Below are 15647 nucleotides of genomic sequence, written 5' to 3'. Positions count from 1 at the left end.
TCCCAGAGAAATCGAGGATTTCAGCACGTCAATGTGAGAAATTTTGCCGACAGGTTCTTGATTGACTGGTCAATCAATAATAAATTGATCCTTATCAGAAAGGCTCTGCCGGGCCGCTCCAGCACGAGAGAGTATCCTCTCACGGTGACAGAACCCTCCAGCGCAGCCTGACGCCGAGGGATAATTGCGACGGGGAGAGATCATGCCGAAACTGGGAATGGAGCCGCTGAGGCGCAAGGCGCTGGTGGAGGCGGCCTTGAGAACAATCGGCCAGCATGGTTCGCTTGCCGTGACCATGTCGGATATTGCCCGCAATGCCGGGGTCTCGCCCGCCCTTGCCCATCATTATTTCGGCTCGAAGGAACAATTGCTGATCGAGACGATCCGCGCCCTGCTCTGGTCGCTTCGACTCGATACGGTCGCAGCGCTTGAGGCCACGAGCACACCCGAGGAGCGGTTGACGGCCCTGATCCGCGTCTCGTTTCAAGCCAACCAGTTCACGCCGGAAACGGTGGCGGCCTGGCTTGCCTTTTATTCCGAGGCGCAGCGGTCTGCACCGACGCGGCATCTTCTGTCGCTTTATGCCCGGCGCCTGCGCTCCAATCTCATCCATGCGCTCAAGGCCCTGACCACAGCAGACAAGGCCGAAAGCATTGCCGAAGGCACGGCGGCGATGATCGACGGGCTTTATCTGCGCCAGAGCCTGAAGGCGGCACCGCTGACCATTGAGGCGTCGATCAGCCTGGTCGAGGATTATGTCCGCACACAATTGTCGAGCACAGGAAGATGCCAATGACGAAACGCCCCAATATCCTGCTGATCATGGTGGATCAGTTGAACGGCACGCTGTTTCCCGATGGTCCGGCCGACTGGTTGCATGCGCCACATCTGAAAGCGCTGGCGGCGCGCTCTGCCCGCTTTCAAAACAATTACACGTCCTCGCCGCTCTGTGCGCCGGCGCGGGCCTCCTTCATGGCCGGGCAATTGCCGAGCCGCACGCAAGTCTATGACAATGCGGCGGAATATGTCTCGTCTATTCCAACCTACGCCCATCATCTTCGTCGGGCGGGCTATTATACCGCCTTGTCCGGCAAGATGCATTTCGTCGGGCCGGACCAGTTGCACGGCTTTGAGGAACGACTGACCACCGACATCTATCCCGCCGATTTCGGCTGGACGCCGGATTATCGCAAACCCGGTGAGCGGATCGACTGGTGGTATCACAATCTCGGTTCAGTGACCGGCGCGGGCGTGGCCGAAATCACCAATCAGATGGAATATGATGATGAAGTCGCCTTTCTGGCCAATCAGAAGCTTTATCATTTGAGTCGTGAGAATGATGATGCAGATCGTCGTCCGTGGTGCCTGACCGTCTCCTTCACCCATCCCCACGATCCTTATGTGGCGCGGAAGAAATACTGGGATCTCTATGAGGATTGCCAGCATCTTTTGCCCGAGATAGGCGCGCTGGACGATCAGGACCCGCATTCCAAACGGCTGATCCATGCGTGCGATTATGACAACTTCAATGTCACTGAAGAGGATATCCGCCGTTCACGCCGGGCCTATTTCGCCAATATCTCCTATCTCGACGACAAGGTCGGCGAGCTGATCGATACGCTGACACGCACCCGGATGCTCGACAACACGATCATCCTGTTTGCCTCCGACCATGGCGACATGCTGGGCGAGCGCGGCTTGTGGTTCAAGATGAATTTCTATGAAGGCTCGGCCCGCGTCCCTTTGATGGTGGCGGGCCCCGGTATTATCCCCGGTCTGCATCAAGCCCCCACCTCCAATCTCGACGTCACACCGACGCTCTGCGATCTGGCTGGCATTTCCATGGATGAGGTGATGCCCTGGACCGATGGCATGAGCCTGACCGGCATGATCAACGGTGAGCAGCGCAGCGCACCCGTGCTGATGGAATATGCGGCGGAAGGCTCTTATGCGCCTATGGTCTGCATTCGCGAAGGCCAATGGAAATATGTGCATTGCGCGCTCGACCCGGACCAATTGTTTGACCTTGAGAAAGACCCGCAAGAGCTGACCAATCTGGCCGCTGATCCCGCCTATGCTTCTGTTTTGGACGATTTCATCGCCAAGCGAGAAGCCCGCTGGGACATGGCCCGCTTTGATGCAGCCGTGCGCGAAAGTCAGGCGCGGCGCTGGGTGGTTTATGAGGCGCTGCGCAACGGCGCCTATTACCCATGGGATCACCAGCCGCTGCAAAAGGCCTCCGAGCGCTATATGCGCAATCACATGGACCTCAACGTGCTTGAAGAGAGCAAACGCTATCCAAGGGGAGAATGATCATGAAAGCCCAACCGAAAGCCTCCCACTTCATCGACGGCGCCTATGTGGAAGACACCGCTGGCACGGTGATTGAAAGCGTCTATCCTGCCACTGGCGAGGTGATTGCCAAGCTTCACGCCGCAACCCCGGCCATTGTCGAGCGCGCCATTGCCTCTGCCAAGCGCGCGCAAAAGGAATGGGCCGCCCTTTCGCCCACTGCGCGTGGCCGGGTGCTAAAAAAAGCCGCCGAAATCATGCGCGCGCGCAACCGTGAACTCTCGGAGCTGGAAACGCTCGACACCGGCAAGCCTATTCAGGAAACCATTGTCGCCGACCCAACCTCGGGCGCCGACTCATTGGAGTTTTTCGGTGGCATTGCGGCAGCCGGCATGAACGGCAGTCATATTCCGCTGGGCGGTGATTTTGCCTATACCAAGCGCGTGCCGCTGGGTGTGTGTCTCGGCATCGGTGCGTGGAATTATCCGCAACAGATCTGCTGCTGGAAGGCGGCACCGGCCCTTGCCGCCGGCAATGCGATGATCTTCAAACCCTCGGAAGTCACCCCGCTGGGCGCCTTGAAAATTGCCGAGATCCTGATTGAAGCCGGGGCGCCGAAGGGGCTGTTCAACGTCATTCAGGGCGACCGTGATACCGGGCCGCTGCTGGTCAACCACCCCGATATCGCCAAGGTATCGCTGACCGGCTCCGTGCCGACGGGCCGCAAGGTGGCCGGTGCCGCCGCAGGCCAGCTCAAGCATGTGACGATGGAGCTTGGCGGCAAGTCACCGCTGATCGTCTTCGACGATGCCGATCTCGAAAGCGCCATTTCCGGCGCCATGCTCGGCAATTTCTATTCCACCGGTCAGGTCTGCTCCAACGGCACCCGCGTCTTTGTCCATCGCGCCATCAAGGAGCGCTTCCTGGAGCGGCTGAAAGAGCGCACGGAAGCCATCCTCATCGGCGACCCTCAGAACGAAGCCACCCAGATGGGGCCGCTCGTCTCCTTCGCCCAGCGCGAAAAAGTGCTCTCCTATATGGAAAAGGGCAAGGCGGAAGGAGCGCGGCTGATCACCGGCGGCGGCATTCCCAACACGGTTTCGGGTCAGGGTGCATTTGTCCAGCCAACGGTGTTTGCCGATGTGACCGACGATATGACAATTGCACGGGAGGAAATCTTCGGCCCGGTCATGTGCGTGCTGGATTTCGATGATGAGACGGACGTGATCGCCCGCGCCAATGCCACCGAATTCGGTCTCGCCGGTGGCGTCTTCACCGCCGATCTCACCCGCGCTCACCGCGTGGTCGATCAACTGGAAGCCGGCACGCTGTGGATCAACACCTATAATCTCTGCCCGGTGGAAATGCCTTTTGGCGGCTCGAAACAATCCGGCTTCGGACGGGAAAATTCGCTGGCCGCACTGGAGCATTATTCCGAGCTGAAGACGGTCTATGTCGGCATGGGCGCGTGCGAAGCGCCTTATTGATCGGGCCTCGGGCGACAATCGGACTATCCCACGCACAACATCGAACGGAACGAGCATCATGAACCAGGCAGATTTCATCATTATCGGTTCCGGCTCGGCGGGCGCGGCCATGGCGTACCGCCTGTCGGAAGACGGCAAACACAGTGTCATCGTTCTGGAATTCGGCGGTTCCGATATCGGGCCTTTCGTGCAGATGCCGGCGGCACTCGCCTATCCGATGAATATGGACCGCTATAACTGGGGTTATATGTCCGAGCCCGAACCGCATCTCAACAATCGCCGGATGATTGCGCCGCGCGGCAAGGTGATCGGCGGCTCATCCTCGATCAACGGCATGGTCTATGTGCGCGGCCATGCGGAAGACTTCAACCGCTGGGAAGACCTGGGCGCGCAAGGTTGGGCCTATGCCGATGTGCTGCCCTATTTCAAGCGGATGGAACATGCCCATGGCGGCGAAGCGGGCTGGCGCGGCACGAACGGGCCTGTGCATGTGCGCCGGGGTGCGGCGAAAAACCCGCTCTATCAGGCCTTTATCGAGGCGGGTCGTCAGGCCGGGTTTCCCGTCACCGAGGATTATAACGGCTCCAAACAGGAAGGGTTTGGCCTGATGGAGCAGACGAGCTGGGCCGGTCGACGCTGGTCCACCGCCAATGCCTATCTCAAACCGGCGCTGAAGCGGGAGAATTGCCGCCTGATCCGCTGCTATGCGCGGCGCGTGGTGTTCGAGGGGCGCAAAGCCGTCGGCGTCGAAGTGGAACTGAACGGGAAGATCGAGGTGGTCCGGGCCAACCGTGAGGTGATTGTCGCCGCCTCCGCCTTCAACTCGCCGAAAATCCTGATGCTCTCCGGCATCGGCCCGGCGCGGCATCTGCAGGCGATGGGGATCGAGGTGATTGCCGACCGTGCGGGCGTCGGCCAGAACCTGCAGGACCACCTCGAATATTACCACCAGTTCAAATCGAAACTGCCGATCACGCTGCATTCACGCAACAACTGGTTCTGGAAAGGCGTTGTCGGCGCCGAATGGCTGTTTTTCAAGACCGGGCTCGGCACCTCCAACCAGTTTGAATCGGCAGCCTTTATCCGCTCGGCTGCGGGTGTCAAATGGCCGGATCTGCAATATCACTTCCTGCCGATCGCCGTCTCCTATGACGGCAAATCTTCGGCAGAAGGCCATGGGTTTCAGGCCCATGTCGGTTATAACATGTCAAAGTCGCGCGGTTCGGTGACGTTGCGCTCGCCCGATGTGAAGGACGCACCCGTTCTGCGCTTCAACTATATGAGCGATCCGGAAGACTGGGTAAAATTCCGCCATGCAGTCCGGGTGACGCGCGAGATTTTCGCACAACCCGCCTTTGCCCCCTATATGGACGGAGAAATCGCGCCGGGGCCGAAAGCCCAGTCGGATGCAGAGATCGACTCCTTTCTGCGCGAGCATCTGGAAGGCGCCTATCACCCCTGCGGCACCTGTAAAATGGGTCGGGCCGACGACCCGATGGCGGTGGTCGATCCGACCACCAAGGTCATCGGCGTCGAGGGCCTGCGCGTGGCCGACAGCTCGATCTTCCCGCATGTCACCTATGGCAATCTGAACGGTCCCTCGATCATGACCGGCGAAAAGGCCTCCGACCATATTCTCGGTCGCGATCCCCTGCCGCGTTCCAATCAGGAACCGTGGATCAATCCGAACTGGGCGGTGAGCGATCGGTAGAAATCACGTCAGAATAGTCCAGAACCGGTCCTAAGCACTTGCCATTCGGAGAAGGCAGGGAAAGGGCGAGATGGCCCAATCATCTCTCTAAAGTATAATTTTATCGCAATACGCAACTTTTGATACAGATATTTCCCTTCCGCTGTCGAACATAGGTCCTGGCATGGCGTCCTGCTCCATGCTGACATCCGGTCAGTTCCCACTTTTGACAGTCGCAATGGAGATATCCAATGTCCAAGACACCCATACTGGCTTTGCTGCTGATGACCCTGCCGGGTCTTGCCTTTGCTGAAAGCATGACTCCGGCACAAATTGAAAAAACACTCAAGGACAATAACATGTCCGCGATGATACCGCTTTATCAAAGTGGTGCGCTGGTTTTGGATGAGAAGAATACAACCGTCAACATCATGCGACTGAACAGTCCAGATGGGGCCTATGAAGAAAGCGCCGCCGCGGATGCTCAATACTGGTACAGAGGCATGCCTGCACAGGAAGCAAACAGTTTCGTGGCGAACGGTTCAGTGGCTGTTGAATGGCAAGAAAATTCATATATCGGCATAGCACCGCAATACAGCTATTCAAAAGATTATCTGAAAGCCAAAAATCCAGGAGCCGTCATAGAATTCAAAACGGCCGCAGCACAATGGCTCTATGACCAATGGTCGGTGCAACATTCCTGCACCATCAAGGCGGAAGGCGGCGGCACCTATGGCCTTGGGTATAAAGGCAGCACCCAATCCTGCAACAAGGGAAAAAACGCCTTCAAACCGCCGATCCAGGGACTTGGAGCGATTTTCAATCCCTGGCTTCAAGACCATACAGTAACATCGAATGTGGTTTATGTGCTGGGCAAACGATAAAGCCCATGCGTGGATGGCATGGTCTGTTGGTTTCGGTGGCGCACAACAGCCCATGCCGCCCGATCCCATGAGGTTGCTGTTGAAACCTCAACCTCTCAACAAAGCGTGATTGCCGCTTTGTGCCCTGCAACAAGCCGGTTTCCGGCGCTTTTCGTGGCATTTGCACAAGCGCCATACCTTGCAATCGCGCGGCAAGACGATTACACGAAGCCGCAGAGGCAGTCCGACGGCTGTAAGCGGCCTCCCCCCTTCCCGGTTGATGCTCGTTCCAACGTCTGTGTCTGCATAGTCTGATTGAAGAGAATCCATTACAGATCAACGTCGGAGAGTTCAGCGTGCCCACACCCAGTCGTTCAAAAATGCTGCGCCGCTCACGGGCGCTTGGCGGGAGCTGGCGCGTGTGGCGGAAGCGCTTCATCTTCTGGCTGGGTGCAGCCGCCATCGGCATTGTCAGCGTTGCTTTTGCATGGGCCGCCGATCAGGCGCAGGGACTGTTCAACGGCCTGACCCATGCCAGCGAATGGAGCTTCCTTTTACCGCTGATCATTGCGCCGTTGGGCTTTGCCTTCTGCTCTTATATGGCAGAGCAGCATTTTCCCGCCTCACAGGGTTCCGGCATTCCGCAGGCCATTGCAGCGCGTCATCTTGACAGCCCCGCCGGACGCAGCCGGCTCTTGTCGATGCGTGTTGCCATCGGCAAGGTTTTTCTCACCATTGTCGGCCTGTTGTGCGGCGGCTCGATCGGCCGTGAAGGCCCGACCGTGCAGGTTGGTGCCGCCCTGATGCTGCTGTCCGGTCGCATCGGCGGCCTGCCGCAGGCCAATGGCCTCATTCTGGCAGGCTCCGCCGCCGGTATTGCCGCCGCCTTCAACACGCCGCTGGCCGGGGTGGTCTTTGCCATCGAGGAAATGAGCAAGACCTATCATTCGCGCGTCAACGGTCTGGTGCTGATCGCCGTTATCGTTTCCGGCCTGTCAGCTCTGGGTCTCGTTGGTACCTATACCTATTTCGGGGTGGCCAATCCCGATACGACCAGCGTCAACGACTGGGCTTTGACTCTGGTTTGCGGCATTGGCGGCGGCGCATTCGGCGCCCTGTTCAGCGGCGGGATGCTGTACCTGTCCAAGCGTATCCGCCGCCGTATCCAGACATCCGGAAAGCCTTTGCAGCGCACGGTCATGCTGGCAGCAATTTGCGGTCTGGCGATTGCCCTGATCGGCATTGCCTCAGGCGGACAGACCTATGGCACCGGCTATGATCAGGCCCGCGGCGCCGTTGAAGGCAATGCCCTGCCGCTTCTCTATTTCATCGAGAAGCTGCTGGCCTCTTTCATCACCATGCTTTCGGGCATTCCGGGCGGCATCTTTGCACCGTCGCTGTCAGTCGGCGCCGGTCTCGGCAGCACCGCCGCAAGCCTCTTTGGTTCCAGCATTGCACTCGGCGCGCTGCTTGGCATGGCCGGCTATTTTGCCGGTGTGGTTCAGGCGCCGATGACGGCCTTTGTCATTATTCTGGAAATGACAGCCAACCATGAAAGCGTCATCCCGATTATGCTGGCCTCCATGCTCGGCTATGCCACTTCGCGGCTTCTGTCACGCGAACCGCTCTATCATGGCCTCTCCCGGTCGTTTCTTGCCGATGCCTTGCGCGCCATGCGCGCTGCCGAGAGGAGCGAAACGGCGGATCAGGCCAAGGCAGCCTGATATCGAACGAAACATCTATGCGTTGCTGGATTGGATACAGCAACGCAATCATCCGTTTGCAGACATAAAGACGGATAAGAACCTGGAAAAGTCCATGGGCACAATCCAGACTTTTAGACCAGCGTTGCGAAAAGTGCTGAGCAGTTATCCTTCCGGAAATGCGTAAACACAAAGACTGAGAGCATTTCACTGTTTCTGTGAAACAGTGAAATGCTCTACTGCATCATTCCTTAAATCGGGTGAGATTTAAGGTGAAAATGATGCAGCAAATTAAAACTGTTACAGCGTCCTTTGTGCGTCATATATGGCGCATGTCGCTGTAGAGTATGGATTTATTTTCTATATTAGAAATATTAAATTATAATGTTGCTTCATTCGCAAATACATCCCACGCTTGTGGAAATGTTGAAATTATTTTTCTCAAATTTGGCTTCAACAACATCTTGAAGTCTTCAATCTCCGCCCTAGATTATAATTCCTACAACTTTGCCAGAATTTCTATAGTATATTCTATGTTGTAAATGGCGTAAATTGAAATTTATTGTTTTGTATTGTGGAATATCTTCATCCAGCATTTAAAAATAGATTTTTTACATTCAGTTTTTTCAAAATAAGAATTTTTGTTTACTGTATTTTAATATTTATATATTCAAATGTGTTAAAAGTTATGATCATGATGATCAGTCCCGTCAATAATGGATCATCGACTTGGTAGCCGGGTGATACTCGGAACCGACGATCATGACAGGAGCTGAACCGGCACGCCTTCAGCACCTGAAACCATTATCGATTCTTTCATTTCCACCGATGAGCGAACGAAACCGAGCCAGAAGATGCTCCGTCGCCTCCTTGAATGTCCATGTTCAAACCTGAAAGAAGCACGATGTCTTTCCTGACCCATGCAAGCATCCGCACGAAAATTCTGGCTCTGATCATTCCGGTCTGCCTGGTCGGCGTCGGTGGCATTTCTTATGTATCGTATAAATTCAACGCTGCAGACCAGAGCTATTCTGATTTTATCTCTACCGATGCCATCGCTGCCAATCAGATGGCCAGAACGCCGACATCGTTCCTGTCGCTGGGCTATGACGTCTATCAGGCCATCAGCCGGGGCAAGGACGCGCCGCAACTGGCAGAGCTTACGAAAGATTACGACTCAAGCCGTCAAACGGTTTATGATAGAATGGAGAAGGCACTCAAGCTGACGCCGGAGAACAAGGCCGCAATCACCGACTTCAAAAACCGTGCCGACATGATTTTTGCCCATACTGATGAGGCGATGGCCGCCCTAAAGGCTGGCCAGATCGAAACGGCCAGGCAGAAAATGGCGCAGGCCGACCCCTTGATCGCTTCCATACGCGGCGACATCCGTGAGTATAACAACAAGAAAATTGACGGTATTGCCAAGCGCAGCGATGATTTGAGCGCCATAACCGACAACAGCATTTTCTACTCGCTGACCTCGCTTGGTGTTTTGTTTACGATTGCCATTGTTGCAGCCCTTCTGGTTGCGGCCCGCGGCATTACCGGACCGATCCAGATGCTGCGCGACCGAATGATAACGCTTGCCAATAACGAGATCGAGCCTGCGATCCCCGGTCTTGATCGCCATGATGAAATCGGCGGCATGGCACAGTCCGTATCTGTCTTCCGCGACAACGCCATCGAGCGCAAGCGTCTGGAAGAAGAGGCCGAGGCCAACCGGTCGCTGTCGGAAAAGGAACGGCTTGCCCGCGAAGAGGCCAAGGCGCGCGAAGCTGCCGATGTGAAATTCGCCGTCGATACGCTGGCAACCGCCCTGCAAAACCTGTCCGACGGCGATGTGAGCTATCGCATTTCCGACAGCTTTGCCGGAACGCTCGATACGGTGCGCAACAATTTCAACGCTTCGGCAGAAAAGCTGCAAACAGCGCTGTCACAGGTGGCCAACAATGCGCTGGCCATTGAGGCGGGCGCCAATGAAATCAAGGCTGCCGCCGACGATCTTGCCAAGCGCACCGAACAGCAGGCCGCCTCGGTGGAAGAAACCGCCGCCGCGCTGGAAGAGATCACCACCACCGTCAAAGACAGCACGCGGCGGGCAAAAGAAGCCGGCCAGCTTGTGGCCAGCACCCGTGAGGGCGCGGAGCAATCCGGCGCTGTCGTGCGCCAGGCCGTTCTGGCGATGGAGCAGATCGAAAAATCCTCCGGCGAAATCTCCAACATCATCAGCGTCATCGACGAGATTGCCTTCCAGACCAATCTTCTGGCGCTAAATGCCGGTGTAGAAGCCGCACGCGCCGGGGAAGCCGGCAAGGGTTTCGCAGTCGTCGCCCAGGAAGTGCGCGAACTTGCCCAGCGTTCAGCCTCTGCCGCCAAGGACATCAAGGCGCTGATCACCACCTCAAACGATCAGGTGCAGCAGGGCGTGAAGCTGGTTGGCGAAACCGGTCGGGCGCTGGAAACCATCGTCGCTCAGGTGCAGGACATCAACCGCAACGTGATTGCCATCGTCGAGGCTGCGCAGGAACAATCGAGCGGCCTTGGTGAAATCAACACCGCTGTCAACCAGATGGATCAGGATACGCAGAAAAACGCCGCCATGGTCGAGGAATCAACAGCAGCAAGCCATGGTCTGGCCCGTGAGGTTGCCTCTCTCAACCAGCTTCTGTCGCAGTTCAAGCTGAAGGGCACCCATCAGGCAGCAAGCCCGCCGCTGCGCTCTGCAAGCCAGATGGACCGGCCCGTTTCTTCGCCGGTCAAAGCACTGGGCAAGCGCATTGCCAATGCCTTTACCGGCAAGCAGGCCAGCGCCGCAGCCGCAGCCAGCAACTCCTGGGAAGAATTCTGATCTGCTCCAGCGCATCAGCGAGACAATCTGAAAAGAAGGGCGGCCCGGCGTGCCGCCCTTCTGCTTTTGCAAAACCGGCGCAAGCGACAGGAAATCGCGCCGTTTCGCCTGGTTTGAGAGAGATTTGCTCTCGATATTCCTCAGCATGAAAGGCGATTTCTGGTCTTTGTCTGTGCAAAGGCCGATAGTGCCTGCCAGAATGACAGGCCAGAATGACAGGAATGAGATCATGACATCGCACCATGCTCCGGAAGCTGCGGCCTCGCTTGATGCCGCCTTCTCCGGCCTGACGCTGACAGAACGGCTGCAGCTCGTGGAAAAACTGGGAAGCCGCGCCGTCTTTACCACCAGCCTCGGCCTAGAAGATCAGGTGATCACCGCTGCCATCGGGCTTTCCCGCCTCGCAATCGACGTCGTCACACTGGAAACGGGACGGCTGTTCAGGGAAACGCTCGATCTCATCGATGAAACGGAAGAGCGTTTTGGCCTGACGATCCGCCGTTATCGCCCGGAACAGGACGATATCGATGCCTATGTTGCCCAATACGGCCTGAACGGCTTTTACGAAAGCGTCGAAGCGCGCCATGCCTGCTGTCATATCCGCAAGCTCGTGCCGCTGGCAAAAGCGCTGGACGGTGCTGCCGTCTGGGTCACGGGCCTGCGCCGCTCGCAATCGGGCAATCGCGCTGCAACGCCCTTTGCCGAGTATGATGCCGAACGCAATCTGATCAAGGTCAATCCGCTTGCCGACTGGTCGCTCGAAGACATCGAGGCCTATGTCGAAAAAGAGGCTGTGCCGACCAATCCGCTGCACAAGCGCGGTTACCCCTCTATCGGCTGCGAGCCCTGCACGCGGGCGATCAAGCCCGGTGAACCGGAACGGGCCGGACGCTGGTGGTGGGAAAACGACGAGAAGCGCGAATGCGGGCTGCATGTGCCGGATGCGGCGGCCCCATCGCTGACATCCAGCTCGTTATAATCAACAATCATCCACAAAGATGAGTTTCTCGCCCCGAGCACTAGCTACGCGCGAGGCTTTGAGGATAAGTTTATCACCAGAAAGGCTTTTCATGCCCATTGAGCTTACGTCTGGAAATCAAGTCATGCATCTGCATCAGTCCGAATTCGACCCTCATTCCCGCGACACGGGTGGACGTAGTCCGCTCGATCCGCATCTGAAGGCGCTCGAAAACGAGGCGATCCACATTTTCCGCGAGGTGGCGGCAGAGTTTGACAATCCTGTCATGCTCTATTCCATCGGCAAGGATTCCTCCGTGCTGCTGCACCTGGCGCGCAAGGCCTTTTATCCGGGCCGGGTGCCCTTCCCGCTGCTGCATATCGATACCGGTTGGAAATTCAAGGAAATGATCGCCTTCCGCGATGAGACCGCACGTCGCTACGATCTCGATCTGGTGGTGCATACCAATCCGCGCGGCAAGGCCGAAGGCATTTCGCCCTTCACCCATGGTTCCGCCTACCATACCGATGTGATGAAGACCGAAGCGCTGCGTCAGGCGCTTGATCTCGGCAAATATGACGCCGCCTTCGGCGGTGCGCGCCGCGATGAGGAAGCTTCCCGCGCCAAGGAGCGCATCTATTCCTTCCGCACGCCCGACCACAAATGGGACCCGCGCAACCAGCGGCCCGAATTGTGGAATGTCTATAACGGCATGATCCGTCGCGGCGAAAGCGTGCGCGCCTTCCCGCTGTCCAACTGGACGGAAGTCGACATCTGGCGTTACATTCAGGCGGAAAACATTGAGCTGGTGCCGCTTTATTTTGCCGCGAAGCGACCCTATGTCGAACGGGACGGCATGTTGATCATGGCCGAGGACGAAAGGCTCAAGCTTCTACCCGGCGAGGTGAAGCAGGAAGGCATGATCCGCTTCCGCACACTCGGCTGTTTCCCGCTGACTGGCGCGATCCGCTCCGAGGCCACCACGCTGGACGAGGTGATTGCCGAACTTGAAATCGCAACCGTCTCCGAACGTCAGGGTCGCGCCATCGACCAGGACCAGTCCGGATCGATGGAAAAGAAGAAACGCGAAGGATATTTCTGAGATGACCGCAAGCGCCAACGCCCTCGCCGCCAATGCCGCAGCCCAGCCGGACACCGTTACTGCCGGCCGCGACCTTCGCCCCTTGCGTCTCATCACCTGCGGATCGGTCGATGATGGAAAATCGACCCTGATCGGCCGCCTGCTCTGGGACACCAAGGCGGTCAAGGAAGATCAGGCCGCGACCCTCAGACGCGACAGCGGCAAGCAGAACGATCTCGGCCTGCCGGATTTTGCTCTTCTGCTTGACGGTCTTCAGGCTGAACGGGAACAGGGCATCACCATCGATGTCGCCTATCGCTATTTCGCCACCGACAAGCGTTCCTTCATCGTGGCCGATACGCCCGGTCATGAGCAATATACCCGCAACATGGCCACCGGCGCCTCCACAGCCGATCTTGCCGTGCTTCTGGTCGATGCCCGTGCCGGTCTTCTCGAACAGACCCGCCGTCACGCCACCATCGCCGCCCTGATGGGGATCCGTCAATTTGTCTTGGCCGTCAACAAGATCGACCTGACGAATTATGACCGCGCCGGTTTCGAGGCTATCGCCCATGATTTCCGTGAACTGGCCTTGACGCTTGGCGTTCGCCAGATCACCGCCATCCCGATGTCGGCGCTGAAAGGCGAAAATGTCGTCTATTCCGGCGCGAGCGCCATGCCTTGGTATGACGGCCCGACACTGGTCGAGGTGCTGGAAAAGGCGACCGTTCGCTCGGCCCAGGGCACAGGCTTCCGTCTTTCCGTACAGCGGGTCTGCCGTCCGGGCGAAAGCTTTCGCGGCTATCAGGGCACGGTGGCCGGCGGCTCGGTCAAGCCGGGCGACAGTGTCGCCATCCTGCCCTCCGGCGCGGTGGCCAATGTCAAGCAGATCGTCACCTTCGATCTGGTGCGCAACGCCGCCGTGGCTGGCGATGCCATCACGCTGGTGCTCGACCGACAGGTGGATGTCGCACGCGGCGATATGATCGTGTCCATCGACGCCCAGCCGATGATCGGCCGTGCCTTCGACGCCCAGATCGTGGCCTTGCAGCCGGACGGCATCCAGCCCAACAAACGCTACTGGCTGAAAAGCGGCTCCCGCCGTCAGCGGGTACAGGTCAAGCCCGTCTCGCAGCTCAATCTGAAGAGCGGCCAGTGGGCAGCGGTTGAAAGCCTTGGCATGAACGCCATCGGCAAGGTGCATCTTGCCTTCGACGAACAGGCGATGTTCGACACCTATGAGCAGAACCGGGGAACCGGCGCGTTCATCCTCATCGATCCCGATACCAACAACACGGTGGCAGGCGGCATGATCACGGCCAAACGCGCCGAGATCGACGGGCTGAATGGCGGTGAGACCCGCGTGATCCTTTCGCTTCCTGCCGATCTGGCCGACCAGGTCATGGCGACGGAGCTGATGTCCTCGCGCCGTGACGCCGTTGAAATGCGCCGCATCAGTGCCGCACAGGCCCGTGGCCTTCTGGATGGCATCGAGGAATAAAAGCAAATGCCGTCAAGGAGAGGATGCATCAGCATCTTCGAACCTTGGCATAACTGATAACCGAACCCGGCAGAACGATCTGCCGGGTTTTTCTGTTGCGGGTAAGGTTTTCAGCTCTTTCGATCCGTCGATTGCCGTTTGACCAGCTCGAAACCGAGATCGACGGTTTTTTCGGTGCGGAACCCTTCCTTGGCGCGCAGGATCATGTCCACAGCCCGATAACCAAGCTGATAGAGCGGCATTTTCAGCGTCGTCAGCGAGGGTACGGTGCAGGCGGCATAATCCATGTCGGCAAAGCCGCAAAGACCCAGCTTTTCCGGCACGGCGATGCCACGCCGCTGACATTCGAACAGCACGCCAAGCGCCAGATCGTCATGGGCGCAGAAAATGGCATCGAGATCAGGCACCTGTTGAAAAAGTCTGTCGAGAATGTCTGCCCCGCATCGAACTGCGCTGGCTTGCTCGTCAAGCATCAACTCCAGCTCCGGACGATAAAGCCCGGCCGCCGTCATGCGTTGCCGATAGCGCTCCAGCCGGAGGAGGATGGGAATGTCAGCACGGATGGAACAGAAGGCGATCGAGCGATAGCCAGCATCAATCATATGCGAGATCGCCGCTTCGCAGGCGAGCGGATTGTTGACGCCAACAGCCATATCGACCGCCGGATAGCTGATATCGATCAACTGTACCACTGGACAGGGCGCATTTCGCAGAAGATCCGTCACCTGCGGATCAATCTTCACACCGCCAATGATGATGCCGGTCGGCTTCTGCCCGAAAAACTGCTTGATCTGATGAATTTCCTCCTGGGGATCATAAAGCGTATTGGCATATTGTATACGCTGGCCGGTATTGCGCGCCCGATCCTCAATGCCCTTCATCACCGGGGCAAAGGTGCTCGATCCCAGAAGCGACGACAAAACCCCGATCAGATGGCCGGATCGGCTGGCAAGCGCGCGCGCGGCATAATCAGGCACATAACCCAGTTCGTGAACGGCTTGCAGGATCGTTTCCCGCAGATCGTCGGAGACTTTTTCCGGTCGGCTGATCGCCCGCGAAACCGTTATCGGACTGACCCCGACCTTTTCCGCTACATCCGTCAGTGTCACCTTGTCCTTATAGGCTTTTCGCTTACGCGCCACAGATCCTCACCTCATGCACTCACTGTCTGAACCGTTCCCGGCTCTCGCCACCCATGTCATCCTGAACCAGACAGATGCC

11 protein-coding genes are annotated in these 15647 nt (G+C 57.6%); 10 read left to right on the top strand and 1 reads right to left on the bottom strand.

What is annotated here, in order from left to right; translation table 11 throughout:
• Positions 1-202: 202 nt before the first annotated feature.
• The 10 genes from betI (at position 203) to cysN (ending at position 14426) form a co-directional block, all read left to right on the top strand.
• Positions 203-796 (top strand): transcriptional regulator BetI, encoded by a 594-nt coding sequence (gene betI, locus NAC44_RS05750; protein WP_250938862.1) that lies wholly within the window; start codon positions 203-205, stop codon positions 794-796.
• Entirely contained in the window at positions 793-2313 is a 1521-nt protein-coding gene (gene betC, locus NAC44_RS05745) for a choline-sulfatase (protein ID WP_250938860.1), read from the top strand. Before betI ends, betC begins: the two co-directional genes overlap by 4 nt.
• Positions 2314-2315: 2 nt before the next feature.
• On the top strand, positions 2316-3779 hold the full coding sequence (gene betB, locus NAC44_RS05740; protein WP_250938858.1) for a betaine-aldehyde dehydrogenase: 1464 nt from the start codon (positions 2316-2318) through the stop codon (positions 3777-3779).
• A gap of 58 nt (positions 3780-3837) precedes the next feature.
• Positions 3838-5490: a choline dehydrogenase gene (betA, locus tag NAC44_RS05735; protein ID WP_250938856.1), complete on the top strand. Its 1653-nt coding sequence runs from the start codon at positions 3838-3840 to the stop codon at positions 5488-5490.
• 230 nt (positions 5491-5720) lie between these two features.
• On the top strand, positions 5721-6353 hold the full coding sequence (locus tag NAC44_RS05730; protein WP_250938846.1) for a hypothetical protein: 633 nt from the start codon (positions 5721-5723) through the stop codon (positions 6351-6353).
• A gap of 359 nt (positions 6354-6712) precedes the next feature.
• Positions 6713-8056, top strand: a complete 1344-nt coding sequence (locus NAC44_RS05725) for a chloride channel protein (RefSeq protein ID WP_250939908.1) — start codon at positions 6713-6715, stop codon at positions 8054-8056.
• 883 nt (positions 8057-8939) lie between these two features.
• Complete coding sequence (locus tag NAC44_RS05720) at positions 8940-10886, top strand: HAMP domain-containing methyl-accepting chemotaxis protein (protein ID WP_250938844.1); 1947 nt, start codon at positions 8940-8942, stop codon at positions 10884-10886.
• 229 nt (positions 10887-11115) lie between these two features.
• Positions 11116-11865: a phosphoadenylyl-sulfate reductase gene (locus NAC44_RS05715; protein WP_420839892.1), complete on the top strand. Its 750-nt coding sequence runs from the start codon at positions 11116-11118 to the stop codon at positions 11863-11865.
• Positions 11866-11989: 124 nt separating this feature from the next.
• A complete protein-coding gene (cysD, locus tag NAC44_RS05710) occupies positions 11990-12946 on the top strand; it encodes a sulfate adenylyltransferase subunit CysD (RefSeq protein WP_250938840.1) in 957 nt (318 codons plus the stop codon).
• 1 nt (position 12947) lies between these two features.
• The gene (gene cysN, locus NAC44_RS05705; RefSeq protein ID WP_250938830.1) at positions 12948-14426 is read left to right on the top strand and encodes a sulfate adenylyltransferase subunit CysN; all 1479 of its coding nucleotides are present in this window, start codon (positions 12948-12950) and stop codon (positions 14424-14426) included.
• Between the two features lie 110 nt (positions 14427-14536).
• On the opposite strand, the gene NAC44_RS05700 is transcribed toward cysN, so the two are convergent.
• Entirely contained in the window at positions 14537-15568 is a 1032-nt protein-coding gene (locus NAC44_RS05700) for a LacI family DNA-binding transcriptional regulator (RefSeq protein WP_250938828.1), read from the bottom strand.
• Between the last annotated feature and the right edge of the window lie 79 nt (positions 15569-15647).

Origin of the sequence: Allorhizobium sonneratiae (genome assembly GCF_023700755.1) — a bacterium.
Classification (GTDB): Bacteria; Pseudomonadota; Alphaproteobacteria; order Rhizobiales; family Rhizobiaceae; genus Allorhizobium; species Allorhizobium sonneratiae.
This window is presented reverse-complemented; position numbering and strand designations above follow the sequence as displayed.

What these genes read in the sequence shown, in the direction of transcription:
- betI (WP_250938862.1), top strand. Translation starts at nt 203, where the DNA reads ATGCCGAAACTGGGAATGGAGCCGCTGAGGCGCAAGGCGCTGGTGGAG.
- betC (WP_250938860.1), top strand. Translation starts at nt 793, where the DNA reads ATGACGAAACGCCCCAATATCCTGCTGATCATGGTGGATCAGTTGAAC.
- betB (WP_250938858.1), top strand. Translation starts at nt 2,316, where the DNA reads ATGAAAGCCCAACCGAAAGCCTCCCACTTCATCGACGGCGCCTATGTG.
- betA (WP_250938856.1), top strand. Translation starts at nt 3,838, where the DNA reads ATGAACCAGGCAGATTTCATCATTATCGGTTCCGGCTCGGCGGGCGCG.
- NAC44_RS05730 (WP_250938846.1), top strand. Translation starts at nt 5,721, where the DNA reads ATGTCCAAGACACCCATACTGGCTTTGCTGCTGATGACCCTGCCGGGT.
- NAC44_RS05725 (WP_250939908.1), top strand. Translation starts at nt 6,713, where the DNA reads ATGCTGCGCCGCTCACGGGCGCTTGGCGGGAGCTGGCGCGTGTGGCGG.
- NAC44_RS05720 (WP_250938844.1), top strand. Translation starts at nt 8,940, where the DNA reads ATGTCTTTCCTGACCCATGCAAGCATCCGCACGAAAATTCTGGCTCTG.
- NAC44_RS05715 (WP_420839892.1), top strand. Translation starts at nt 11,116, where the DNA reads ATGACATCGCACCATGCTCCGGAAGCTGCGGCCTCGCTTGATGCCGCC.
- cysD (WP_250938840.1), top strand. Translation starts at nt 11,990, where the DNA reads ATGCATCTGCATCAGTCCGAATTCGACCCTCATTCCCGCGACACGGGT.
- cysN (WP_250938830.1), top strand. Translation starts at nt 12,948, where the DNA reads ATGACCGCAAGCGCCAACGCCCTCGCCGCCAATGCCGCAGCCCAGCCG.